The sequence below is a fragment of the Pseudomonas sp. URIL14HWK12:I12 genome (assembly GCF_003097135.1).
GTDB lineage: Bacteria > Pseudomonadota > Gammaproteobacteria > Pseudomonadales > Pseudomonadaceae > Aquipseudomonas.
In genome coordinates, this window is record NZ_QEQL01000004.1 from 179,579 (window position 1) to 202,913 (window position 23,335).

A 23,335-nucleotide genomic window follows, 5' to 3' on the forward strand; every position below is an offset into this window, starting at 1 on the left:
CCGCGGGCGGGGCCATGGGCGGCTCAACGCTGGGCGGCTTTGCCCATTGCGCTGTTGTCGTGGATCAACCGCGCGATCAGATCGTCGGCCTCGCCCAGTTGTTTGTCATACACCTGAGTGGTGAACGAAGCCTGCTGCGGCGGTTGCTGCGCCAGCATCGGGCCGCTGGTGTCATGCAGGTCCACATCCACCACGGTCGAAAGGCCTATGCGCAGCGGGTGGTCACGCAGGTGGTCGGGCTCGAGCTTGATGCGCACCGGCACCCGCTGGACGATCTTGATCCAGTTACCGGTGGCATTCTGCGCCGGCAGCAACGAAAACGCGCTGCCGGTGCCTGCGCCCAGGCTCTCGACGGTGCCCTTGTACTCCACGTCGTCGCCGTAGATATCGGCGGTGATGGTCACCGGCTGGCCGATGCGCATCTGGCGCAATTGGGTTTCCTTGAAGTTGGCGTCGATCCACACCTCATCCAGCGGAATCACGGCCATGGTGGTGGCGCCAGGCTGCAAGCGCTGGCCCAGTTGCACGGTGCGCTTGGCCACGAAACCGGTGACCGGCGCGACGATGGTGGTTCGTGCCTGTGCCAGGTAGGCATCGCGCACCTGCGCCGCGGCGGCCTGCACCTCAGGGTGCGAGGCAATCTGGGTGTCGTCCACCAGCGCCTGGGTGGTCGCCAATTGCTGCTGGGCGTTGTTCAACGCATTCTGCGCACTGGTCAGGTCGTCGCGGGCATGGGCCAACTCTTCCTGGGAGATCGCCCCGCTGGCGGCGAGGTTCTTGCGCCGGTTGAAGTTCTCCTGCGCGCGCTGTACATCGGCCTTGCGAGTGCCGACCTGTGCCTTTTGCGCATCGACATTGGTGTACAGGCCACGCACCTGCCGGACGGTGCGGGCGAGGTTGGCCTGGGCGCTCTGCAGCGCAATGCGCGCATCGGACGGGTCGAGCACGATCAAGGTTTGCCCTGCGTGCACCAGGTCACCGTCATCGGCGCCGATGCTGGTGACCGTGCCGCCGGTCAGCGGGGTGATCGACACCACGTTGCCGTTCACATAGGCATCGTCAGTGCTTTCGTACCACTTGCCGTACAGGCTGTGCCACAGCCATACGCCGGCGATGGCCAGCACCACGACCAGCACCAGGATGATCAGGAACAGCTTGCGCTTGCGCGGGTTGCTCTTGGGTTGCACGGAGGCATTGTCATCGGCCATGTTCAGTTACCTTGGGTGTCATTGGCGGCGAGCCCCTGGGCGGAGAAGCCGCCCCCGAGTGCCTGCATCAGTTGAATCGAGGTGTCGATGCGCTGGGCCTCAAGGCTCGCCAGCTGGCGCTGGGCCTGCAGCAATTGCTGCTCGACGGTCAATACGTCGAGGTAGTTGCCGATGCCTGAGGAGTAGCGCTGCGTCGCGGTGTCGAACGAGTGCTGGGCCACGTCGGCAGCATGGGCCTGGGCGGCCACCTGCCTGCCGATACCGTCGAGCTGGTTGATCGCATCGCTCACATCCGCCAACGCCTGGTTGAGCACTTTGTTGTACTGGGCGACCGCCAGGTCGTAATCAGCGTCACGGGCATCGAGGTTGGCGCGCAGCCGGCCGCCATCGAAAATCGGCAACGACAACGCCGGGCCAATGTTCCAGAACTTGCTGGCGCTGCCGAACAGCGCATCGCCCAGCACCGCCTGGGTACCGGCAGCGGCGCTCAGGTTGAGGTTGGGGTAAAAGCGCGTTGTGGCGGCCTTGATATCCTTGCTGGCCGCCTCTACCCGCCAGCGTGCAGCGGTCAGGTCGGGCCTGCGGCCGAGCAGGTCGGCCGGCAGGCTTGAGGGCAACTGCACTGCAGCAGGCACCAACACCTTGGGCCGGGCGAGCTCGGCGCTGCGGTCAGGGCCCTTGCCCAGCAGCACTGCCAAGGCGATCCGCGCGCTGCGCAGCTGGCGAGCGGTTTCCAGAGCCTGGGCCTGCGAGGTGGCTTGCAGGCTCTCGGTTTGTTGCAGTTGATACTGGCTGTCAATGCCCGAGGCCAAGCGGCGCTGGCCTAACTCAAGCAGCTGGCTGGTACGCTTGAGGTCTTCCTGGGCCAGGTCGTCCAGCACGTAGGCCTGGGCCAGGTTGCTGTAAGCGCGAGCCACATCGGCTGCCAGGGTCAGGCGCGCCGCCTGGCGGTCGACCTCGGCCGCGCGGGCCTGGCCCAGCGCCGCCTCCCAGGCAGCGCGCTGGCCGCCCCAGAGGTCGAAGGTGTAGCTGAAGGTCAGCTCGGCACTGCGCAGGGTGCCCAGGTTGCCGCCCTCGCCTCTTGGGTCTTGATAACGCGACACTCGCGAGCGCGTCACGCCGGCATCGGCGTTCACTTCAGGCATGCGGTCGGCATCGGCGGCGTAAGCGGCCGCCATGGCCTGGTGGGCGCGGGCGCTGGCCGCTTGCATGTCGGGGTTGTCACGCAGCGCTTCGTCGATCAGCCCGTCAAGCTGTGGGTCGCCCAGGGCCGCCCACCAGTTGGGCTGCGGCCAAGCGGCCGGGCTCAGGGCAACGCCGGAGAGCGTCTTGCCAGCGGCCAGGTCACCGGGTTGGTTGAGCTTCGAATCAGTGTGCAGGCCGTGGGTGCTGGCGCAACCGGCCAAGGCCATGGCCAGGCACAGCGGCGCGAACGTATGCAGCGAAGCTGGCAATTTCATGGTCGTTCATTACCCGGAAAACTGCAGGCGACCGAATCGCCGGCATGGATGAGAATCTTGCGCAGAATGCGCTGCAGCTCGTTGAATTCCGCAGGCTCCAGCATCGAGACCAGCTCATTGAGCGCTGCTGCGCCGATTTCCGGCAGGCGATCAGCCAAAGCCTGGCCTGCAGCAGTCAAGGCAAGGTGCACTTGGCGCCGGTCGGCAGCGCTGCGGGTTCGTTCGATCAGTTGCTTCTGTTCCAGGCGGTCGAGCATGCGGGTCATTGAGCCGCTGTCCAGCGCCAGGTAGCGACACAATTCAGCGGGCGTGTCGACATAGCCCCGGGCCACGATGATCAGCACCTTGAACTGCGCGCTGGTGATCTCGTAAGGCTCCAGGTGCCGGTCAAGGGTACGGTCCTTGAGAATGGCCGTGCGGCCGATCAGCATCGGCAGCTGGCAATCGCCAAAGGTTGCAGGAGTGAAATGCAGCATAAGTGTATGGGCAGTAACTGCCATGGCAGCGAATGTGTAACGTGATATTACTGCCTAGGCAGCGAATGTCAAGCACCGCTACCCCAGCCGACGAACGATGGCTTATTGCGTGAGGCCTGGCAGCCAGAGCGCGGCCTCAAGGCCGCCCCCTTGTCGATTGTCCAACTGCAAGCGCCCACCATGGGTGGTGGCGATACGCGCGGCGATACTCAAGCCCAGCCCATAGCCCCCTTGGCCTGAATTACGCGAGGCCTCGCCTCGGACGAACGGCTGCTCGATGCCGGGCAGCTGCGCCGGTGGGATGCCTGGGCCGCGATCAAGCACGGCGATACTGACCTGCGCACCCACGCGCCGCAGCTCGATACGCACATCACGGCCATAGCGCAGCGCATTCACCACGAGGTTCTGTACCGCACGTTGCAACAGCACCTCATTGCCCAGCACCTGCACCTCGCTGCCTTCGATCGGCAAGGGCTCAGCCGTGCTGGCCAACTCCGCGCCCAGCTGCACCAGCAGTGGCCGAACGGCCACAGGGCGCATCATTGGGGGTTCGGCGCTGTGCAGGTAATCCAGCACCTGGCCGATCATCCGGTCCATCTCGCGCACGTTGCGCCCCAGGCGTTGGCGTTGCTCGGGGTCGGCGACCTTTTCGATGCGCAGCCGCAGGCGCGTCAGCGGCGTGCGCAGGTCGTGCGACACCGCTGCGAGAAAGTGCCTCTGCTCACGGACCATGGCTTGCAGGCGTCGCTGCATGCTATTGAAGGCGCGCGACGCCTCCCGGACCTCGCGCGGCCCCTCTTCTGCCAGGGGCGGCTGCTCGAGGTCACTGCCCAGTGCCTTGGCCGCGCTGGCCAGGCGCCGCAAGGGGCGCAGGCACAAACGCGCGGCGATCAGGCAGATGCCCAGCACCGCCAGCAGCCGCAGCGCATACACCCGCAGCAGATAGTCGGCCAGCAACACCCAGGTCGACTCGCCGCTCCAGCCCTGCATCTCCTGGCCTTCGATCTGCAGCCAGCGGCCATCGGCCATTTGTACGGCAAAGCCCACATGCGCCCAGGCACTGCGGGGGGCGAACAAGCTGCGCCAAACCACCGGCTGGCCGGCCGCGTCGGTGAGGCTGGCGTCGGCCAGGCGTACCGCCCGCGTTTCGTGCATCTCGTAGGCGAGCGCTTCCTGCAGCAGGCGATTGATACGCCGGTGGCCAGGGCGGGCGTCCAGGTCGGTGCGAGGAGGCTCGGCGCTGCAGCGCCGGGTGTAGTGTGCGGGCATTGCCACGGGCTGCTCGCAGCCTGCGCGGATCAACGCGACGCTGCGCGCGGCCATCAGGCGCACCGGGGCTTCGAGAATCTGGGCGAAGCGCACATCGAACCAGATACTGCTGGAGAGGAGCTGGATCGCCAGCGTGCCGCCAGCCATGATCAGCGCCAGTTGCCCAAGCAAGGTGCCGGGCCATAGGCGGTGCCAACTCACTGCGTGCTGCCGGGCAGGCTCAGCAAGTAGCCTTCGTTGCGCACGGTCACGATCTCCACCCCTGCCACCGCGCCGCGGCGAAGATGCTGGCGCAAACGGCTGATGCACATGTCTACCGAGCGGTCTTCAGGCAGGAACTCACGCCCCAGGGCGGCGCGGCTGAGCCGGTCGCGGCCGAGCACCCGCCCAGGGTTGGCCAGCAGGTCACGCAGCACTCGGTAATCCGAGCGTGGCAGCACGGCCCTGGCGCCCCCGGGCAGCACCAGCTGGCGCCGTGAGTGCTCGAGCACAAAGCCGCAGAAGCGTTCGCCCGCAGGCGACCGGGCTGCGGGTGCGGGCGCGGCCACCTGTGCCCGGCGCAGAACAGCCTTGACCCGCGCCAGCAACTCGCGAGGCTCGAAGGGTTTGCACACGTAGTCATCGGCGCCCACCTCCAGGCCGACAATGCGGTCCATTGCCGAACCACGCGCCGACAGCATGATCACCCCTAGCCCCGGCCATCGTTGCAGCTGCCGGCACAGGCTCAGGCCATCCTCACCGGGTAGCATCAGGTCAAGCACCACCAACTGCGGCACGCTTTTGCGCAGGTGCGCCCACATCTGCTGGCCGTCGGCGGCCTCGAGCACGTGATAGCCCGCGTCGCTGAGGTAATCGGCCAGCAGCTCGCGGATTTCGTCGTCATCGTCGACCACCAGAACGGTGCTACGGGGGGTGAAGGCAGGCGCCGAGCCAAGGCTCGGTATCTCGTTACATTCCATTACATGCCCATACAAATGCGCGGTACAGCGGCGGGGAAAAATCCGAAGAATGATATCAAGAATCATACTCAAACACGACATTACCCCTCATGACCCATTCGATCCCGTTCGCCCGTTGCCCGCGCTACAGCGCCTTGACCCTCGCCCTCGCCCTGTCTGCCAGCGCCGCCGCTCATGCCGAGGAGCCAGCGCTTGACCTTGCGCCGATAGACGTCAGCGGTACCGCGCTGCCCAGTACCCCAGCCAGTGAGCAACGGGGCTATACCGTCAAGCGCACCACCAGCGCTACCGGCCTGAACCTTACGCCCCGGCAAACCCCGCAGTCGGTCAGCACCATCACTCAACAACAGATGACCGACCGCCAGATCGGCACCCTGGAACAGGCACTGGAAACCACGCCGGGGGTGAGCATGAGCAAGTCGGAGGTCGGCGGCCGCACCGATTACCGGGCCCGTGGCTATTCGATCAGCAACTGGAAAGTCGACGGCCTGCAGTACCAGGGCGCGACCGGCTTCTCCGGCGGCGGGGCGGCGATGAACATGGACCTTTACGAGCGCATCGACATCGTGCGCGGGGCCAACGGCCTGCTCGGCGGCACGGGCGACCCCTCGGCCACTGTCAACCTGATCCGCAAGCGGCCAACCCGTGAGTTCGGCGGCAGCGCCTGGGCCACCTACGGTAGTTGGGACAAGCAACGCACAGGCGCTGACCTGAACCTGCCCTTGTCGGCCGATGGGCGCCTGCGCTCACGCCTGGTAGTGACCGAGCAGCAGGCCAACGCCTTCCGCGACCAGCAGTCGGACCGCTCCCGCGCAGCGCTGGCAAACCTGGAGTTCGACCTCACCGAGAGCACCACCCTCGGCGCTGGCTTTCAGTACGAGTACTACAAGATCGTCGGCGGCGGCTGGGGCGCGAACATTCCCCTGTGGTACGGCAACGGGCAAAAGACCGACTTGCCGCGCAGTACCAATGTGGCGCCCAGCTGGAGCTTCGGCGAGTACACCACGCGCACCGGGTTCGCCTCGCTGGCGCACCGTTTCGACAACGACTGGTCGTTGAACCTGCGTGCGGCGCAAAGCGAGAGCGACGTGCTCAACCACCGTGGGGTCGCCAAGGTGAACTCCGCTGGCGCAGGCCGCTACGGCGGTTACTGGAACCAGGACGGTACCGGGGCGGTGCTCAACGCCTTGCACAGCTCTACCGACAGCACCCAGCAGTCAGCCCAGCTGGACCTCTCCGGGCCCTTTCAGGCCCTGGGCCGCGAGCACCAGGCAATGTTCGGCTACAGCGACAGCCGCACCGTCGACTGGACCCCGCAGTACAACTGCCGGATGTTCAACGCCACGCGCACCAGCGCCGTGTCGACCAACTGCCAATTCCGCGCCAACAATGGCTTTGCCATCAGCGACTGGGGCAATGGCGTAGATGACGACATCCGGCTCGACGCCTGGAAAACCGGGCTGCACAGCAAAACCGTGACCCGCCTCAGCGGCCTCTACGGCGCCACTCGCCTGAGCGTCACCGACCCGCTGTCGATCATCATCGGCGCCCGGGTCAGTGATTACAGCGCCACCACCACCGCCACCAGCGGCAGCCGTGCCACCGGCCATGAAAGCGGCATCGTCACGCCTTACCTGGGCGCGGTATACGACCTGAACGCGCACTACTCGCTCTATGCCAGCTACACCGACATTTTCACCCCGCAAACCTCGCAGACCACCGGCGGCAGCCCGGTGGAGCCCATTCGGGGTAAAAGCTACGAAACCGGCATCAAGGGTGAATGGTTCGATGGCGGGTTGAACGCACAGGTCGCGTATTTCCGCACCCAGCAGCAAAACAAAGCGGTGATGGACGGTGCCAATACCACCCCCAGTGGCGCACAGGCGTATGTGGCCGGTACAGGCGTGGAAACCGACGGCATCGACCTGGAGCTTTCCGGTGCGATCACACCGGCCTGGAACGTTTACGCCGGCTACACCTGGCTGCACTTCAGGCGTGTAGACAGCGACGGGCGCAGCGACCCCTCGCACTTGTTCAAGCTCTCGAGCACTTACCGGCTGCCGGGCAGGCTCGACCGCCTCACACTCGGCGCAGGCGTCAATGCCCAGAGCAACATTCGCGCCCTTTCAAGCCCGGCTGGGCAGCCGGCCAATGGTACGAGCTCAGGAACCACCGAGGTTAACTGGTCCGGCTATGCGATCTGGAATGCCATGGCCCGCTATGACCTGACCGACAACACCACCGTAACGCTCAATGCCAACAACCTCTTCGACAAGCATTACTACACCCAATACGGGTTCTATGCCGGAGCGATCTATGGTGACCCGCGCAACCTGCAGGTGACGGTACGCACCCGCTTCTGAACCGCGCACCAGGGTGCAAGGCGGCGCGATGCGCCGCCTTGCACACCCTCAGGGATGCAGCCGCCCAAGGCCCGGCGGCACGCCGCTGCTGTCGGTGCCCTGCCACGGGCCGTTCGGGCTGGTAGCCCAGGCCCAGCCGTTGTCGTACCGGTAATAAGTACGCTGGCGGTAATACAAGCCGTCAGTGCCCTCCAGCACATACACCCCCAAGCTGGCATCCCAATGGCTGGGCCCGCTCGGCGGCGGCGCAAAGCTTGCGGAAGTGCGCGGCGCGGGCTTGGCCGGTGTGGGGGTGGCTGGGGTTGCCGGGCCACCCGGTGTGACCGGTGTGCTGGGCAGGCTGCCCGGGTTCGGCGGCACACTGGGCACCGGCGGTGCCGGTTGCTGCATGGGCTTGTGCACGGAGCAGGCCGACAGGCCCATGGCCAGGCAGATCAGCGCGGCGCGGGCGTAACGGTCAAACGGCAAGGCTAGGGTCATGGGTCTGGGCTGTCGATGATCAGGAATTGAAGCGCCTCCTCGCGAGGGGCGACCGTTGCGCCGCGCCCGAGCCATTCACCCTGGGTGGGCTGGCCCTGTCGGCTGATGCGCGCACCGAGTTGGACTTGCGTGGCGCTCGACAGTTTCAGCGAAGGCTGCATGGCATCGGCATCGCTGAGGGTGAGCGTAGCGGGCAGCTGGGCAACCGTCAGGCGCTTGACCGCCAACGGCAGCGGCGGGCCGTTCAATGCGCGGGCGAAGACGAACACGGTGTCTGTCGGCTGCACCGCCCTGGCCACGGCCGGCGCCAGGCTCACCCGTACTCGCAAGCCTGGCGCTCCGCTGACGCCCGCGCGCTCACGGGCGCGGTCTATCCCGCCTTGCAGCGCGAGGCGGGCCGGGTCGTTCGGCGCCATTTGCGCCTGCAACCGCGCCCACCAACCGGCAGCGTCGGCGTAGCGCTGGCTTTCGAATGCGGCGATGCCGAGCAGCCCGAGCGTGGTGGCCTCATTGGGGTTCGCCCGCAGAGCTTCGTCGGCCAGGGCCTGAAGCGCCGGTGACCACTGTTTGTTGGCGGCAAAATAGCGAGCCTGCGCCCACTGGCCCAACAGCTCGGGGCTACGACCGGTCAGGGCCACTGCGCGCTCGAACAGCGCCGCCGCATCGGCAGGGCGATTTTCGGCCATGTAGGCGCGCGCCAGATAATAGAGCGCCTCTACCCCGTCTGGCTGCGCCCTGACCACCGCCTCGAGGCGTTCGCGCATGTCTGCCGCCGAGGTGGGCGGGGTGGCAAGCCGCTCACTTAAGGCCACCTTGGCGCCGGCCCCTACACCGGCGTACAACCCCGCCGCAACCAGTGGCATCAGCAGTGCCAGTACCACCGGCAGGCGACGGTCAGCGCGGCCGGCCGGGCTATCCACGGCGGCGCTGTCGGCCAACAAGGCACGCGCTGCTTCTACCTTTGCCGCTTCCAGCCCTTGCGGGTTGACGCTGCCCTCAGCCGCCTCAGCTTGCCACTGCGCCAATTGCTCCCGATACAGCGCTACGTTCTGCGCCTCACGCGCTGGCGCCGGTAACGGGCGCGGCGCCTGCAGCAGCGGCAGCAGCACAAAGCCCATAGCCAACAAGGCCATCGCCGCCAGGGCGCCCCATAACAGCATCATCGTGAGTGCTCATCCAGCAAGCGTGCCAGACGGCGCTGTTCATCGGCAGACAACGGCACCGGCCCGGCGGCCATACGGCGCCGACGCACGATCAGGGCAATACCACCGGCCCCTATCAGCAACGCGATCAGCGGCCCGAACCAGAGCAGCCCGGTGCGCGCCTCCAGCACCGGGCGATAACGAATGAACTCGCCATAGCGCGCTACCAGATACGCAACGATCTGCTGGTCACTCTTGCCCTCGCTCATCAGCCGCTGAATCTGCTTGCGCAGGTCGCCGGCAATGGGCGCATCGGAGTCGGCCAGGTCCTGGTTCTGGCATTTGGGGCAGCGCAACTGGCGGGTCAGGTCGGCAAAACGCTCGCGCTGCGTTTCACTCTGGAAGGGTGTGGCATCGATGGCCGCTTGCGCCCACGGCAGGTTCAGCAGCAAAACCGCCGCCAGCGCCCCATCACGAAGCCTCATTGGGGCGCCTCCAGCAACGCCTGGTAACGGCTGGCCAGCTCGTCGCGCCAGACCTGCTCGGTAATCGCCCCCACATGCTTGTAGCGGATGATGCCCTGCGCGTCGATCAGGTAGGTTTCGGGAGCGCCATACACGCCCAGGTCAAGCCCCAGGCTGCCGTCTGCATCGTCGGCGTTCAGCGTATAGGGGTCTTGGAATTCGGCCAGCCAGCGGCGGGCGGCGGTGTTGTCGTCTTTGTAATCGATGCCGTAGATCAGCACGCCCTGGGCCTTCAACCCGTTCAACACCGGATGCTCCTCGCGGCAGGCCACGCACCAGGTACCCCACACATTAACCAGCGCCGGCTTGCCCAGCAGCGCCTGGCGGTTCACTGGCGGCCCGCCCTGCACCGCCGGCAACTCGAAGGCCGGTAGCGGCTTGCCGATCAGCGCCGACGGCAATACCTCAGGCTGGCCGTACAGCCCTCGGTAGAGAACGACCGCCAGCAACAGAAACAGTGCCAGCGGCACCAACAGGACCGCCCGCTTCATTCGGTGCCCTCCAACGGTTGAACGCCACGCCGCAGGCGAAGGCGCTGGCGGTAGCGGCCATCGGCGGCGGCAAGCAGGCCCCCAAGGGCAGTGAACAAGCCGCCCAGCCAGATCCAGCGCACGAACGGCTTCACATGCAAGCGCACCGCCCAGGCGCCGCCGTCGAGCGGCTCGCCCAGGGCCACGTACAGATCACGCCACAGCCCAGGGTCGATCCCCGCCTCGGTCATCACCGAACCCTGAGCGTCGTAGTGGCGCTTTTCCGGGGCCAGCAGGGCTACTGGCTTGCCGCCCTGGGTCACGCGGACCAGCGCGCGGTCGGCCATCCAGTTCGGCCCGCGCACTTGCTGTGTGCCTTCGAAGCTGAAGCGGTAGCCGCCAAGCTCCACCGCCTCCCCCGGCGCCATGCGTACATCGCGCTGGGCGTTGTGCTGGCTGCTCAGCACCACGCCCAGGGCGCACAGTACCAGCCCCAGGTGTGCCAGGTGCATGCCCCAGTAGCTGCGGCGCAGCCCACCCAGGCCGACATGGCGGCACTTGGCAGCGATGTCGCGCAGGCTTGCGCCGACCACCCAGAAAGCCAGGGCGAATACGCTCAGCACTGGCCAGTCGAAGCCGCCGACCAGCCCGCCTACGAGCAGCGCCAGCGGGGCCGCCGCACCCATCACCGGCAACAGCAGGCCAGCAAGCCAGCGCCCAGGGGTCTGCTTCCAGCGCACCAGCACACCCACCGCCAAGAGCACCATCAACAGTGCCATCAGCGGCAGGAACAGCAGGTTGAAATAAGGGGGCCCGACCGACAGCCGCGCGCCGGTCAGGGTCTCGATCAGCAGTGGATAGAGAGTACCCAGCAAGATGGTCGCGGCAGCCACCACCAGCACCAGGTTGTTGCCCAGCAGCAGGGTTTCCCGCGACCACAGGCCAAACTGCGCCCGGCTGCGCACCACCGGCGCGCGCACAGCGAACAAGGCAAGCGAGCCGCCCACCACCAACAGCAGAAACGCGAGGATGAACACCCCTCGGGTCGGGTCTGCGGCAAAAGCATGCACGGAGGTCAGCACGCCCGAGCGCACCAGAAAGGTGCCCATCAGGCTCAACGAAAATGCGCCGATGGCCAGCAGCACGGTCCAGCTCTTGAACACCCCGCGCTTTTCGGTGGCGGCCAACGAGTGGATCAGCGCCGTTCCCACCAGCCAGGGCATGAAGGAGGCGTTTTCCACCGGGTCCCAGAACCACCAACCGCCCCAGCCCAGCTCGTAATACGCCCACCAGGAGCCCAGGCAGATGCCAACGCCCAGGAAACTCCAGGCGACCAGCGTCCACGGCCGTGACCAGCGCGCCCAGGCCGCATCCAAACGGCCGCCCAGCAGCGCCGCAATGGCGAAGGCAAAGGCCACCGAGAAGCCGACATACCCCATGTAGAGCATCGGCGGGTGCACGATCAGGCCGAAGTCCTGCAGCAAGGGGTTCAGGTCACGGCCCTCCAGCGGCACCTGCGGGAGGATGCGCGCAAACGGGTTGGAGGTCAGCAGCACGAAGAGCAAGAACCCCGTGCTGATCAGCCCCATCACCCCCAATACCCGCGCCAGCATCTCCCGCGGCAACTGCGCCGAGCACAGTGCCACGGCAAGCGTCCAGCCCGCCAGGATCAACACCCACAGCAGCAGCGAGCCCTCGTGGGCACCCCACACCGCGCTGAGGCGGTAATACCAGGGCAGCGCGGTATTGGAGTTGGCCGCCACGTAGGCCACTGAGAAATCGTTGGCCATGAAGGCGTGCGCCAGGCACACGAAGGCCCCCAGCACGAACGCGAACTGCCCCACGGCCAATGGCCGGGCCAGCGCCATCCAGTGCACCTGCCCACGCCAGGCGCCGAGCAACGCGAGCGTACCCAGCAATGCCGCCAGGCACAGCGCCAGGATCAATGCCCATTGCCCCAGTTCCGGGATCATCGCTGCACCTGCACGGCCTTGGCATCCTTGAGTGCCTTGTTCACTTCCGGCGGCATGTACTTCTCATCATGCTTGGCCAGTACCTCGTCGGCCTCTACCTCCCCTGCGGCGTTCACCTGCCCCAGGGCAACGATACCCTGCCCCTCGCGAAACAGATCCGGCAGGATGCCGCGGTAGGTGACCGTGACGGAGCGATTGAAATCGGTGACCACGAAGCGCACCGCGAGCGAATCGGCAGAACGCACCAGCGAGCCGCGCTCGACCATGCCGCCCGCCCGTATACGCACCCCCGGGGGCACCTCGCCGTCGGCGATCTGCGTGGGGGTATAGAACAGGTTGATGTTCTGCTGCAGCGCGCTCAGGGCCAGTGCCAGTGCCCCGCCCAGGCCGGCCAGCAGGCCCAGCACGAGCAACAACCGCTGCTTGCGTTGGCGGTTCATGGCCGGCGCTCCCGCCGCGCATGGCGAGCCTGTTGCTCAAGATAACGGCGCCGCGCTCGCCATTGGCTGGCGATGTTCCAGGCCAGCACCAGCACGAACAGGCCATAGGCCGCCCATACATAGGCCCCGTGATGGCCCATGGCGAAGAACTCGCCCATCGATCCGAAGCTCATTCCCGCCCCTCCAGCGCCTGGCGCACCACCGCCTGCGCCCAACCGCTGCGCGCCTCGCGCTGCAGCACTTCAAGGCGCATGCGCGCCAGCAACAGCGCACCGAACAGACAATAGAAGCCCAATACCGTGAACAGCAACGGCAGCCACATCTGTGCCGGCATCGCCGGCTTCTCGGTCAGGGTGAAGGTCGCGCCCTGGTGCAGGGTGCTCCACCACTGCACCGAATACTTGATGATCGGAATATTCACCACGCCGACGATGGCCAGCACCGCACAGGCCTTGCCGGCGCTGTCGCGGTTGCCGATGGCGTTGCCCAGGGCGATCACCCCGGCATAGAGAAACAGCAGGATCAGCATGCTGGTCAGGCGCGCGTCCCACACCCACCATGTGCCCCAGGTCGGTTTGCCCCAGATCGAACCGGTAACCAGCGCCAGCGCGGTCATCGACGCACCGATGGGTGCAGCACAGCGCAGCGCGACATCGGCCAGCTTGAGCTTCCACACCAGGCTGACCACCGCGGCCACGGCCATCAACACGTAGCAGCTTTGCGCCAGCATCGCGCTGGGCACATGAATATAGATGATGCGAAACGCGTTGCCCTGCTGGTAATCGGGCGGCGCAAAGGCCAGCCCCCACACCACGCCCACCCCCAGCAACAGCGCGGCACCCAGCGCCAGCCAAGGGTGCAGGCGCCCGGCCAGTGTGTAGAACCACTTGGGCGAGCTCCAGCGGTGGAACCACGCCCAGCCCTTGCTCGAAATGCTCATCAGGGTTTCTCGGTCATCGTTCTAGTCACTCAGCCACGCTGATGCGCAAACCGGCGGCGATCGCCAGCGGCGCCAGGGTTATCGACAGCATCGCCAGGCAGCCCAGCCAAAACAGGTACCCGGCCACCGGCAAGCCTTGCAGCGCAGCGCGCAACGTGCCGCTGCCGAGGATCAGCACCGGGATATACAGCGGCAGGGTCAACAACGCCAGCAACAGGCTGGCGCGCTTGAGGCCCACCGTCAGGGCGGCGCCTACCGCGCCGATCAGGCTCAGTGCCGGCGTACCCAGCAAAAGCGACACCATCAGCCACGGCAGGCAATGGTGCGGCAAGCCCAGCATCAGCGCCAGCAGCGGCGCGACCAGCACCAGCGACAACCCGCTGAGCAGCCAGTGCGCGAGTATCCGCATCAGCACCAACAAGGCCAAAGGCTGCGGTGCCAGCACCATCTGCTCGAGCGAGCCGTTGTCGAAGTCGGTGCGAAACAGCCCGTCCAGCGACACCATCACGGCAAGCAGCGCCGCTACCCAGATCAGGCCGGGGGCGATGTCGCGCAGCATCGCAGGCTCGGCGCCCATCCCTAAAGGGAAGAGCGTGATGACCAAGGCGAAGAACACCAGCGGGTTGAGCCAGTCGCCTGGGCGGCGGCACAGCAAGCGCAGCTCGCGGCGCAGGGTGGGCAGCAGGGCACTCATGTGGCCAGCTCCCGCTCGCTGTACAGCGCCGGCCGCACAGCCAGGGCGTGGTGAGTGGTCAGCACCACCGCCCCGCCCCGCTCGCAATGCGCGGCCAGGTGCGCTTCGAGCGCTGCAATCGCCTGGGCATCGAGCGCGGTGAAAGGTTCGTCGAGCACCCAGAGCGGTGCGCCGGGCAAGTGCAGGCGCGCCAGCGCGACGCGGCGCTTCTGCCCGGCTGACAGCGTATGGCACGGCGCATCTTCGTAGCCGGCCAGCCCGGCAGCCGCCAGTGCCCGCCACAGTGCTTCGCGCCCGGCACGCTCACCTGCCAAGGCGGCGGCCCAGGCGAGGTTTTCCTCGGCGCTCAAGTGCTCATTGATGCCTGCAGCATGGCCCAACCACAGCACCGGGCACAGCCGCACTACCTCACCTTCGGTGGGCGGCATCAGCCCGGCCAGCACGCGCAGCAGGGTGCTCTTGCCGGCACCGTTGGGCCCGCGCACATGCAGCAGGGCACCAGCCGGCAGCGCAAGGCTCAGCGAGTCGAACAGCAGGCGGCCGTCGCGTTCGCATGCCAGCTGATGGGCTTTGAGGTACGTCGTCACGAAATGGCCTTTGGATCAGGGCGGGCGGCTCAAGGCTTGGGCACGCGGGCCGATACAGGTGCATCATGTAGCGGCCGGCAATGATACCCGAGCCGGGCCCTGAACAGGGCGCAAATCAGCCCCCAGGTAAGCCGATGACTTCAGAAATAAGCAGCGTAGCGGCCTCCGCCTCGGCCCTGGCCTCCGCCCAGCGCGGCGCGGCGCTCACCGGGCAGCTTCTGAACCTGCTGCAGCCGGCCGCAGGTGCGCTGGCACCGGGGCAGACCGCCCGCGCCGATGTGCTGCAGGTCCGCCAGGGTGCCCAGGACTTCCAGGTACTGCTGGCGCTGACGCTCGACAACGGCAAATCCCTGAATTTGCAGGTGAGCACCAGCCAACCGCTGGCCCAGGGCACGCAACTGCTGGTGCAGAAGCTGTTCAGCAACCAGTTGGCAGTCACCAACCCGGGTGCCGGCAGCCTCACCGAGCTCGACACCCGCCAGGTGCCGCCGGGCACGCTGCTCCAAGGCAAAGTGATCACCAGCGTGGCACTGCCCGCTGACCTCCCCGGCGCCCCGATGCAGTACCGGGCCACGGTTGCGCTGCTGGGCAGCGCACTGGCCGGGCAGAGCCTGACCCTGGACAGCCCCCAACCCCTGCGCCTGGGCAGCCTGCTCAGCGCTGTGGTGCAGGGGCCGCAGGCGCTGCGTTTCGTGCAGGTGGGCCAGCAGTTCGACCAGTTGGCGCTGAGCCAGCAGCTCAACACCCAGCAAAGCCGCCAGGCCTCGTTGCCCAGCCTGCTCGGCCTGCTGCAAAACGCACAGGCAGGTGGGGCGCTGCCGCCGGCGGTAGCCAGCCAGGCCCGGGCGCTGCTGGCCAGCCTGCCCAGCCCAGCCGACCTCACCGACCCCAAGGCCGTGGCCCAGGCCTTCCAGGCCAGCGGCCTGTTCATGGAAAGCCGGCTGCTCGCCGGCAGCCTGGCCACCGAGCAACCGGCGCCTGACCTCAAGAGCGCGCTGCTGCGCCTGGTCGCGCAATTGCTGCCGAACCTGCCTGAGGGCGGGTCGATCAACCCGGCCACGCTGGCGGTCATCGCCCAGAACCTGGCCCGCGCGCAGCAATCGAACCGGCTTCGCAACGCTTTGGGGGTGCTCGGGCAGGTCAGCGCCAAGCCTGATCTGGACAGCGATTTCCCGCTGCCCTCGCGTAATGCCGAGGCCCAGGACGGCGAAGAAGACCTGCACGCGTTGTTGCGGCTGGCCTCGGCGGCCATTTCACGGCTGCAGACCCACCAGCTCACCAGCCTGGAACACAGCGGCGTGCAGGCCGACGGCAAGGTACTCACTACATGGCAGCTGGAAATCCCGATGCGCTACCTGGATGGGTTGATTCCCTTGCAGGTACGAGTACAAAGCGAGGGGCAAGAAGGCGAAGAGGAAACCGACGCCGAGGGCCGCCCTCGGCCCAGGCGCAAACTCTGGCGCCTGGAGCTGGCCTTCGATCTGGACCCCTTGGGCCCGCTGCAGGTGCAGGTAGAGCTGCTGGAAAACCAGCTGACCAGCCAGCTATGGGCCGAGAACCCGCGCACTGCGGCGCTCATCGAGCAACAGCTGGGCTACCTGCGGCAGCGCCTGAGCGACGCCGGCCTCGAAGTGGGCGAGCTCAACTGCCACACCGGCAAACCCGCGCGCGGGCCGCGCACGCAATTGGACCAACGCTGGGTGGATGAAACCGCATGAGCACCTCTTTTACCCGCCAGGCCATCGCGCTGACCTACGACGGTGAGCGTGCGCCCAACCTTTCGGCCAAGGGCGACGATGAGCTGGCCGAGGCGATCCTGGCCTTGGCCAAACAGCATGAAATTCCGATTTACGAGAATGCCGAGCTGGTGAAGCTGCTGGCGCGCCTGGAGCTGGGCGAGGAAATACCGGAGGCGTTGTACCTGACCATCGCCGAGATCATTTCCTTTGCCTGGTACCTACAGGGCAAGCGCCCGCCTGGCTTCGAGATGCCTGGGCCGAAGCCCGAGCGCGACGTGACGCCCTCGTTGCCACGCCTCTTGGGCCCCGCCAAAACCTGAAGCTCAGGTATGCTTGCGTCTGTTGATAACACCGAGGCCGTTCCGCATGACCCACCTGCGCCCGATGCTGGCAGCTGATTTCGACCGTTTCTGGCCCACTTTCCAGGCCGTAGTGCAGGGCCAGGCCACCTATGCCTATGACCCCGCCACCACCCGCGAGCAAGCTGAGCACCTATGGCTACATTTGCCGCTGCAGACCTGGCTGGCCGAAGACGATGACGGCACCCTGCTGGGCAGCTATTACCTCAAGGCCAACGCTGCAGGGCCTGGCGGCCACGTTAGCAATTGCGGCTACATGGTCAGTGCAGCCGCCCGTGGCAAGGGGGTGGCGCGGCTGATGTGCGAGCATTCGCAGGCGCAGGCGCGTGCGGCGGGGTTTCTGGCGATGCAGTTCAATTCGGTGGTCAGCACCAATGAAGTCGCTGTGGCGCTGTGGCGCAAGCTGGGCTTCGAGGAAGTCGGCAGGCTGCCCAAGGCTTACCGCCACGCCACCGAAGGGCTGGTGGATTGCCTGGTGATGTACAAGTGGCTGGAGGAGCCGGCGCCCGTGCGGTTGATCGGGCGCAAGAACATCGAGTCGGTGGTATCGCGCCCGCGCCGCCCCTAGGCGTCAGGCCTGCGGCGTGGCCCTCAGGGGCCGGCGCAGCGCTTGCCCCAGCCACACCCCCAGCAGTGCCAGCGCACCGCCCATCGCGTGATAGGGCGCCAGGCGCTCACCCAGCCAGCCCACCGCGACCAGCGCGACGATCAACGGGATCAGGTTGAGAAACAGGCTGGCCCGGCTCGGCCCTACCGCCTGCACACCGTTGATCCACAGCCAGGGCGCCAGAATCGAGGCCAATAGCCCTGCGTAGAGCACCAGCGGCAGGCTCTGCGCGGTAATGCCAGAACGCTCGCCCAGGAGGTACCAGGGCAGCAGGCACACCAGCGCGCAGGCAACCTGCACCGTCAGTTGCAGCCAGGCGCCCAGGGGCAACTGCCAGCGCCGCAACAACACGCCATACAGGGCGTTGGCCAGCACCGCCACCAGCATCAACCCGTCGCCGCCGCTCAGGCGCAGGTGCGCGATATTGCCCGGCTCGCCTCGGGCGATCAGGCACAACACCCCGGCGAACGACACCAGCCCGCCCAGCAGCGCACCCCAGGTCAAGGGCTCGCGCGCCAGCAGGCTGCTGAGCAGCGCCGACATAAGGGGCGACAGCGCGATCAGGATGCCCATGTTGGTGGCGCTGGTGCTCTGCGCGGCGCTGTAGGCAAGGCCCTGGTAGATCACCATGCCCAGCAGCCCCAATGCGGCCAGCTGTGGCCAGTGCCGGCGCACGCTCCGGCGCTCGCGCCACAACCCGGCAGCGGTGAACGGCAGCAGCAGCAACAAGGCCAGCGCCCAGCGGTAGAAGGTGATCGAAGCCGGGGCGATGAGCCCGGCCGAGAGCTTGGTGACCAGCGTATTGCCTGCCCACAACACCACGGTAAACAGCGGGAACAGCGCGTGCAGCGATGAGTGGGTACCAGAAGGTTGTGGTGAGGCCATGGTCAGGTCCATTGAGCGCAAGGGGCCGCCGATTTAGCCAGAGATAGCCGGCCGGCGAAACCCCGGCGGCAGACAATACTGTATATCCATACAAATTTTCGCTTGCTCGCCTTGCCGGCCTGTCGCATCCTTGCGCCACGTTCCCCAGCCGGCCCGCTACCATGCGCCTGTTCCTCTGCGAAAAACCCTCCCAAGCCAAGGACATCGCCCAGGTACTGGGCGCGCGCCAGCGCGGTGAAGGTTGCTGGCAGGGTAATGGCGTTCGCGTCACCTGGTGCATCGGCCACCTGCTCGAAACCGCCCCGCCCGATGCCTACGACGCCCGCTACAAGAAGTGGGCCCTGGCCGACCTGCCCATCGTGCCAGGCCAGTGGAAGCTGCAGGTCAAGCGCAAAACCGCCGCCCAGTTCAAGGCTGTGAAGCGCCTGCTGGGCGAAGCCTCGGAGCTGGTGATCGCCACCGACGCCGACCGGGAGGGCGAGATGATCGCCCGCGAACTGGTCGAACATTGCCGCTACCGCGGCCCGGTTCAACGGCTGTGGCTCTCGGCACTGGATGACGCCTCCATTCGCAAGGCCTTGGCGAGCCTGCGGCCAGGCGCGGCCACGTTCAACCTCTATCAGTCTGCCCTTGGCCGCTCCCGCGCCGACTGGCTGATCGGCATGAACATGAGCCGGTTATTTACGCTGCTCGGCCGCCAGGGCGGTTACGACGGGGTGCTGAGCGTGGGGCGCGTGCAAACCCCAACCCTGCGCCTGGTGGTCGACCGCGACCGCGCCATTGCCGATTTCGTCCCGGTCCCCTTCTGGGCCATCGACGTGCCCTTGAGCACGGCCGAAGGCCATTTCACCGCGCAGTGGCAGGCCCCCGAAGCCCACTGCGACGACCAGGGCCGCTGCCTGAAGCAGGAAGTGGCCCAGGCAGCCGCCCGAGCGATCGAGAGCGCCGACGACGCGCAGGTGAGCGAGGTCAAGGTAGAGCGGGTAAAAGAGGCCGCCCCCCTGCCCTTCGACCTCGGCACCCTGCAGCAGCTGTGCTCGAAAAAGCTGGGCCTGGGCGCCCAGGAGACCCTCGACATCGCCCAGGCGCTTTACGAAACCCATAAGCTGATCACCTACCCGCGCAGCGACTGCGGCTACTTGCCCAACAGCCAGCACGCCGAGGCGCCGGCGATTCTCAAAGCTCTGGCCGCCGCCGACCCTGCGCTTGAGGTGCTTGCCCCCCACCTGCAACCGGGGCGCCGTTCACGGGCCTGGAACGACAGCAAGGTCACCGCCCACCACGGCATCATTCCCACTGCCGCAGCGCGCGGCCTGGGCGCCCTGAGCGGCAAGCATCGGGCGGTCTACAGCCTGATCCGCGCCCGTTATCTCGCGCAGTTCTTGCCCGATCACGAATACGACCGCACCCGGGCGCGCTTGGTGTGTGCTGGCGAACCGCTGCTGGCCACCGGCAAGGTGGTGGCTGAGCCCGGCTGGAAACGCGCCCTGCCCGAGGCCCTTGCGCCCAGCGGCAACCAGCCTACGGTGCAGGTGCTGCCGCCGCTCAAGCGCGGGCAGGCCTGCGACGCGGGCCAACCTCGGCTCAAGTCGCTCTTCACCCAACCGCCCAAGCCCTTCACCGAGGGCGACCTGATCAGCGCCATGAAGAATGTCGCCAAGCTGGTCAGCGACCCGGTGCTCAAGCAAAAGCTGAAAGAAACCACCGGCATCGGCACCGAGGCCACGCGCGCGAGCATCATCCAGGGCCTGCTCGACCGCGGTTATCTTCTGAAAAACGGCAAGGCGCTGGCGGCTACACCAGCGGCCTTCAGCCTGATCGACGCGGTGCCCAGGCCTATCGCCGACCCTGGCACCACCGCCATCTGGGAACAGGCACTGGACATGGTGCAAAGCGGCGAAATGGCACTGGAAGAATTCGTTGCCCGCCAGTCAGCCTGGATGGGCAAGCTGGTCGAGCGCTGCAAAGGGTTGCGGTTGGCCATCAGCGGGCCGGCGCCGGCTTCGGTCAAAAAACCCTGGCAGAAGAAACGAGGCGCCCGCTCGGCAGCGGGTGCACCTCGGCGCCGCAAGGGCGCCAAGGCTTGAGCAGGCTCACGCCAAGCTCTTGCTCACCACCTCGAACACATCGCTGCTCAGTTCACCCGAATCACGGATCCGCTCCAGCTCACCCTTCATCAGCGTCTGGCGGGCGCTGCCGTACTTGCGCCAGCGGGTCAGCGGCGCCAGTAGGCGGGAGGCGATCTGCGGGTTGGTCTTGTTCAGTTCCAGGATGATGTCAGCCAGGAAGCGATAGCCGGTGCCGTCGGCTGCATGGAAGTTGACCAGGTTCTGGCCGGCGAAGGCACCGATCAGGGCGCGCACCTTATTGGGGTTACGCAGGGTGAACGCCGGGTGCTGCATCAGCGCTTTGACCCTTGCCAGGCCGCCAGGCTGCGTATTGGCCGCCTGCACACTGAACCATTGGTCCATCACCAGCGCGTTGTTGGCGAATTCACTGGCAAATTGCGCAAGCACTGCATCGCGCTCCTGCTGGAACGGCGAATTGACCAGCACGGCCAGGGCGGTCAGGCGCTCGGTCATGTTGTCGGCGTGCTCGAACTGTTCCTGGGCGGCAGCCACCCCTTCGGCCTCTTCCAGCAGCATGAGGTAAGAGAGCGCGATGTTCTGGAGGGCGCGGCGGGCGAAATGCTCGGCGCTGGCGAGGTAAGGCGTGGTACGGGATTGCGCGCGAGCGGCCTGGTAACGGCGCCACAGCGGCTCACGCAGGGTCTTGGCCAATTGCAGGCGGGCAGCGTTGCGGGCGGCGTGGATCGCCTCCACATCGGCCACCTCGCTGATCTCGGTGAGGTACGCCTCGCCAGGCAGTGAAAGCATTTCAGCGACCATGGCCGGGTCCAGGCTTTCGTCGGCCAGCAGTGCAGCGAACGCTTGCACCAGGCGCTGGTCAGCGACTAGAGGCTGGCCGGCCTGGTATTGGCCGATCATTTCTTGCAGCACCTGCACGGCCAACTGTTGGCCGGCTTCCCAGCGGTTGAACCCGTCGCTGTCGTGCTGCATCAGGAACATCAGCTGATCGCGGGTGTAAGGAAAGCTCAGCTTCACCGGCGCACTGAAACCGCGCAGCAGCGAAGGCAGCGGCTGTTGCGCCAGGCCTTCGAAGGTGAAGGTTTGCTCGGCTTCGGTCACCTGCAGCACACGCTGCGTGGCCTGGGCGCTGGCTTCACCTTTCAGGCGCAGCGGCAGGTCCTGGCCATCGGCGCCCAGCAAGCCCAGCTCCACGGGGATCACGAACGGCAGCTTATGGTCGCTCTCAGGCGTTGCGGGGCAGCTCTGGCGGAAGGTCAGGCTGTAGCATCCGGCTGCGGCGTCGTAATGTTCGCTGACGGCCAGGCGCGGGGTACCCGCCTGGCTGTACCAGCGTTTGAACTGGCCAAGGTCTACGCTGTTGGCCTCTTCCATGGCGCTGACGAAGTCGTCGCAGGTGACCGCCTGGCCGTCGTGCCGCTCGAAATACAGGTCGCTGCCCTTGCGGAAACCTTCCGCACCCAGGAGGGTACGAATCATCCGCACCACCTCGGCGCCCTTCTCGTACACCGTCAGGGTGTAGAAGTTGGAAATCTCGATGAAGCTGGCTGGGCGCACCGGGTGGGCCATGGGGCCGGCGTCTTCGGCGAACTGGTGAGTGCGCAGGTAAGCCACATCCTCGATGCGCTTGACGGTGCGCGAGTTCATGTCCGCGGAGAACTCGGCATCGCGGAACACCGTGAAGCCTTCCTTGAGCGAGAGCTGGAACCAGTCGCGGCAGGTCACCCGGTTACCCGACCAGTTGTGGAAGTACTCGTGCGCCACTACGGCCTCGACACGTTGGTGCGCAGCATCGGTGGCGGTTTCGGCACGAGCCAGCACGCAACTGGAGTTGAAGATGTTCAGGCCTTTGTTTTCCATGGCGCCCATGTTGAAGTCGTTGACCGCCACGATCATGAAGATGTCCAGGTCGTATTCGCGGCCGTAGACTTCTTCGTCCCAGCGCATGGACTTCTTCAGGCTGTCCATGGCGTGCTGGCATTTGTCGATGTTTTCCGGCTCCACGTAAATGCGCAGGGCCACGTCACGGCCGCTGGCCCGGGTGAAGCTGTCTTCGACGCACCACAGGTCACCCGCTACCAGGGCGAACAGGTAGGCCGGCTTCTTGAAGGGGTCTTCCCAGGTCGCCCAATGGCGCCCATCTTCGCTGTCACCGCTGGCTACCGGGTTGCCGTTGGAGAGCAGCACCGGGTATTTCTGCTTGTCGGCCGAGAGCGAGGTGGTGAAGCTGCTCATCACGTCGGGGCGGTCCAGGTACCAGGTGATCTTGCGAAAGCCTTCGGCTTCGCATTGGGTGCAAAACATACCGCCCGACTTGTACAACCCTTCGAGCGCAGTGTTGGTCTCGGGGTGAATACGCACAGTGCTGTCGAGGGTGAACTCGGCCGTGGTTGGCTGCAGGGTCAGGTGGCTGTCGCCAAGCTGGTAGTCGCCAGCGGCCAGCGCCTGGTCATTCAGGGCAAGGCTCAGCAGCTCGAGCTGCTGGCCGTCCAGCACCAGCGGCGGCAGCCCCTCACCGGCGGCAGGGTTGCGGCGCATCACCAGTTGCGCGTGCACCAGGGTGTGGTCGTCGTGCAGCTCGAAGGTCAGGTGCGTCTCATCGATCAGGTAGTCGGGCGCGGTGTAATTCTTCAGGTAGATGGTACGAGGCTGCTCGGTTCGCATAACGATGTC

Annotated in this window: 22 protein-coding genes; 5 read left to right on the forward strand and 17 right to left on the reverse strand. The window is 66.4% G+C overall.

Annotated features, from left to right (window positions below; genetic code table 11):
• Positions 1-23: 23 nt before the first annotated feature.
• The 5 genes from F474_RS13525 to F474_RS13545 all read right to left on the reverse strand — a co-directional run bounded on the left by F474_RS13525 (position 24) and on the right by F474_RS13545 (position 5,372).
• A complete protein-coding gene (locus tag F474_RS13525) occupies positions 24-1,208 on the reverse strand; it encodes an HlyD family efflux transporter periplasmic adaptor subunit (protein WP_097085097.1) in 1,185 nt (394 codons plus the stop codon).
• Between the two features lie 2 nt (positions 1,209-1,210).
• Positions 1,211-2,668 (reverse strand): efflux transporter outer membrane subunit, encoded by a 1,458-nt coding sequence (locus F474_RS13530; RefSeq protein ID WP_097085096.1) that lies wholly within the window; start codon positions 2,666-2,668, stop codon positions 1,211-1,213.
• Positions 2,665-3,144, reverse strand: coding sequence for a MarR family winged helix-turn-helix transcriptional regulator (locus tag F474_RS13535; protein WP_097085095.1), 480 nt, complete (start codon positions 3,142-3,144; stop codon positions 2,665-2,667). Before F474_RS13535 ends, F474_RS13530 begins: the two co-directional genes overlap by 4 nt.
• A 102-nt stretch (positions 3,145-3,246) precedes the next feature.
• Entirely contained in the window at positions 3,247-4,614 is a 1,368-nt protein-coding gene (locus tag F474_RS13540; protein WP_097085094.1) for a cell wall metabolism sensor histidine kinase WalK, read from the reverse strand.
• Positions 4,611-5,372 (reverse strand): response regulator transcription factor, encoded by a 762-nt coding sequence (locus F474_RS13545; protein WP_097085093.1) that lies wholly within the window; start codon positions 5,370-5,372, stop codon positions 4,611-4,613. The genes F474_RS13540 and F474_RS13545 overlap by 4 nt, the downstream gene beginning before the upstream one ends.
• A gap of 89 nt (positions 5,373-5,461) precedes the next feature.
• Between F474_RS13545 and F474_RS13550 the strand changes: the two genes are divergently transcribed.
• A complete protein-coding gene (locus tag F474_RS13550) occupies positions 5,462-7,735 on the forward strand; it encodes a TonB-dependent siderophore receptor (protein WP_097085092.1) in 2,274 nt (757 codons plus the stop codon).
• A 48-nt stretch (positions 7,736-7,783) separates the two neighbouring features.
• Here F474_RS13550 and F474_RS13555 read toward each other — a convergent pair whose 3' ends face one another.
• From F474_RS13555 to ccmA, 10 genes are read right to left on the reverse strand one after another with little or no spacing between them, the layout of a single operon-like run.
• Positions 7,784-8,215 carry a hypothetical protein gene (locus F474_RS13555; RefSeq protein ID WP_097085091.1) on the reverse strand — a complete coding sequence of 144 codons (432 nt, stop codon included), beginning with the start codon at positions 8,213-8,215 and terminating at the stop codon, positions 7,784-7,786.
• The gene (gene ccmI, locus F474_RS13560) at positions 8,212-9,378 is read right to left on the reverse strand and encodes a c-type cytochrome biogenesis protein CcmI (RefSeq protein ID WP_097085090.1); all 1,167 of its coding nucleotides are present in this window, start codon (positions 9,376-9,378) and stop codon (positions 8,212-8,214) included. Before ccmI ends, F474_RS13555 begins: the two co-directional genes overlap by 4 nt.
• Complete coding sequence (locus F474_RS13565; protein WP_097085089.1) at positions 9,375-9,842, reverse strand: cytochrome c-type biogenesis protein; 468 nt, start codon at positions 9,840-9,842, stop codon at positions 9,375-9,377. The genes ccmI and F474_RS13565 overlap by 4 nt, the downstream gene beginning before the upstream one ends.
• A complete protein-coding gene (locus F474_RS13570) occupies positions 9,839-10,372 on the reverse strand; it encodes a DsbE family thiol:disulfide interchange protein (RefSeq protein WP_097085088.1) in 534 nt (177 codons plus the stop codon). Before F474_RS13570 ends, F474_RS13565 begins: the two co-directional genes overlap by 4 nt.
• Entirely contained in the window at positions 10,369-12,324 is a 1,956-nt protein-coding gene (locus F474_RS13575) for a heme lyase CcmF/NrfE family subunit (RefSeq protein ID WP_097085087.1), read from the reverse strand. Before F474_RS13575 ends, F474_RS13570 begins: the two co-directional genes overlap by 4 nt.
• Positions 12,321-12,764: a cytochrome c maturation protein CcmE gene (ccmE, locus tag F474_RS13580; RefSeq protein WP_097085086.1), complete on the reverse strand. Its 444-nt coding sequence runs from the start codon at positions 12,762-12,764 to the stop codon at positions 12,321-12,323. The genes F474_RS13575 and ccmE overlap by 4 nt, the downstream gene beginning before the upstream one ends.
• The gene (ccmD, locus tag F474_RS13585) at positions 12,761-12,937 is read right to left on the reverse strand and encodes a heme exporter protein CcmD (RefSeq protein WP_097085085.1); all 177 of its coding nucleotides are present in this window, start codon (positions 12,935-12,937) and stop codon (positions 12,761-12,763) included. Before ccmD ends, ccmE begins: the two co-directional genes overlap by 4 nt.
• Complete coding sequence (locus F474_RS13590; protein ID WP_097085084.1) at positions 12,934-13,704, reverse strand: heme ABC transporter permease; 771 nt, start codon at positions 13,702-13,704, stop codon at positions 12,934-12,936. Before F474_RS13590 ends, ccmD begins: the two co-directional genes overlap by 4 nt.
• 25 nt (positions 13,705-13,729) lie before the next feature.
• Complete coding sequence (gene ccmB, locus F474_RS13595; RefSeq protein WP_097085083.1) at positions 13,730-14,398, reverse strand: heme exporter protein CcmB; 669 nt, start codon at positions 14,396-14,398, stop codon at positions 13,730-13,732.
• Positions 14,395-14,985: a cytochrome c biogenesis heme-transporting ATPase CcmA gene (gene ccmA / locus F474_RS13600; RefSeq protein WP_097085082.1), complete on the reverse strand. Its 591-nt coding sequence runs from the start codon at positions 14,983-14,985 to the stop codon at positions 14,395-14,397. Before ccmA ends, ccmB begins: the two co-directional genes overlap by 4 nt.
• 134 nt (positions 14,986-15,119) lie before the next feature.
• On the opposite strand from ccmA, the gene F474_RS13605 reads away from it, so the two are divergent.
• The 3 genes from F474_RS13605 to F474_RS13615 are packed head-to-tail and all read left to right on the forward strand — an operon-like array spanning position 15,120 to position 17,651.
• Positions 15,120-16,703, forward strand: a complete 1,584-nt coding sequence (locus F474_RS13605; RefSeq protein WP_097085081.1) for a flagellar hook-length control protein FliK — start codon at positions 15,120-15,122, stop codon at positions 16,701-16,703.
• The gene (locus F474_RS13610) at positions 16,700-17,044 is read left to right on the forward strand and encodes an EscU/YscU/HrcU family type III secretion system export apparatus switch protein (protein ID WP_097085080.1); all 345 of its coding nucleotides are present in this window, start codon (positions 16,700-16,702) and stop codon (positions 17,042-17,044) included. Before F474_RS13605 ends, F474_RS13610 begins: the two co-directional genes overlap by 4 nt.
• Before the next feature lie 46 nt (positions 17,045-17,090).
• A complete protein-coding gene (locus F474_RS13615; protein WP_097085079.1) occupies positions 17,091-17,651 on the forward strand; it encodes a GNAT family N-acetyltransferase in 561 nt (186 codons plus the stop codon).
• Positions 17,652-17,654: 3 nt separating this feature from the next.
• On the opposite strand, the gene F474_RS13620 is transcribed toward F474_RS13615, so the two are convergent.
• Positions 17,655-18,539, reverse strand: coding sequence for a DMT family transporter (locus tag F474_RS13620; protein WP_218191657.1), 885 nt, complete (start codon positions 18,537-18,539; stop codon positions 17,655-17,657).
• A gap of 197 nt (positions 18,540-18,736) precedes the next feature.
• Between F474_RS13620 and F474_RS13625 the strand changes: the two genes are divergently transcribed.
• A complete protein-coding gene (locus F474_RS13625; protein ID WP_097085078.1) occupies positions 18,737-20,662 on the forward strand; it encodes a DNA topoisomerase III in 1,926 nt (641 codons plus the stop codon).
• A 6-nt stretch (positions 20,663-20,668) separates the two neighbouring features.
• Here F474_RS13625 and pepN read toward each other — a convergent pair whose 3' ends face one another.
• Complete coding sequence (pepN, locus tag F474_RS13630) at positions 20,669-23,326, reverse strand: aminopeptidase N (protein WP_097085077.1); 2,658 nt, start codon at positions 23,324-23,326, stop codon at positions 20,669-20,671.
• Positions 23,327-23,335 lie beyond the last annotated feature (9 nt).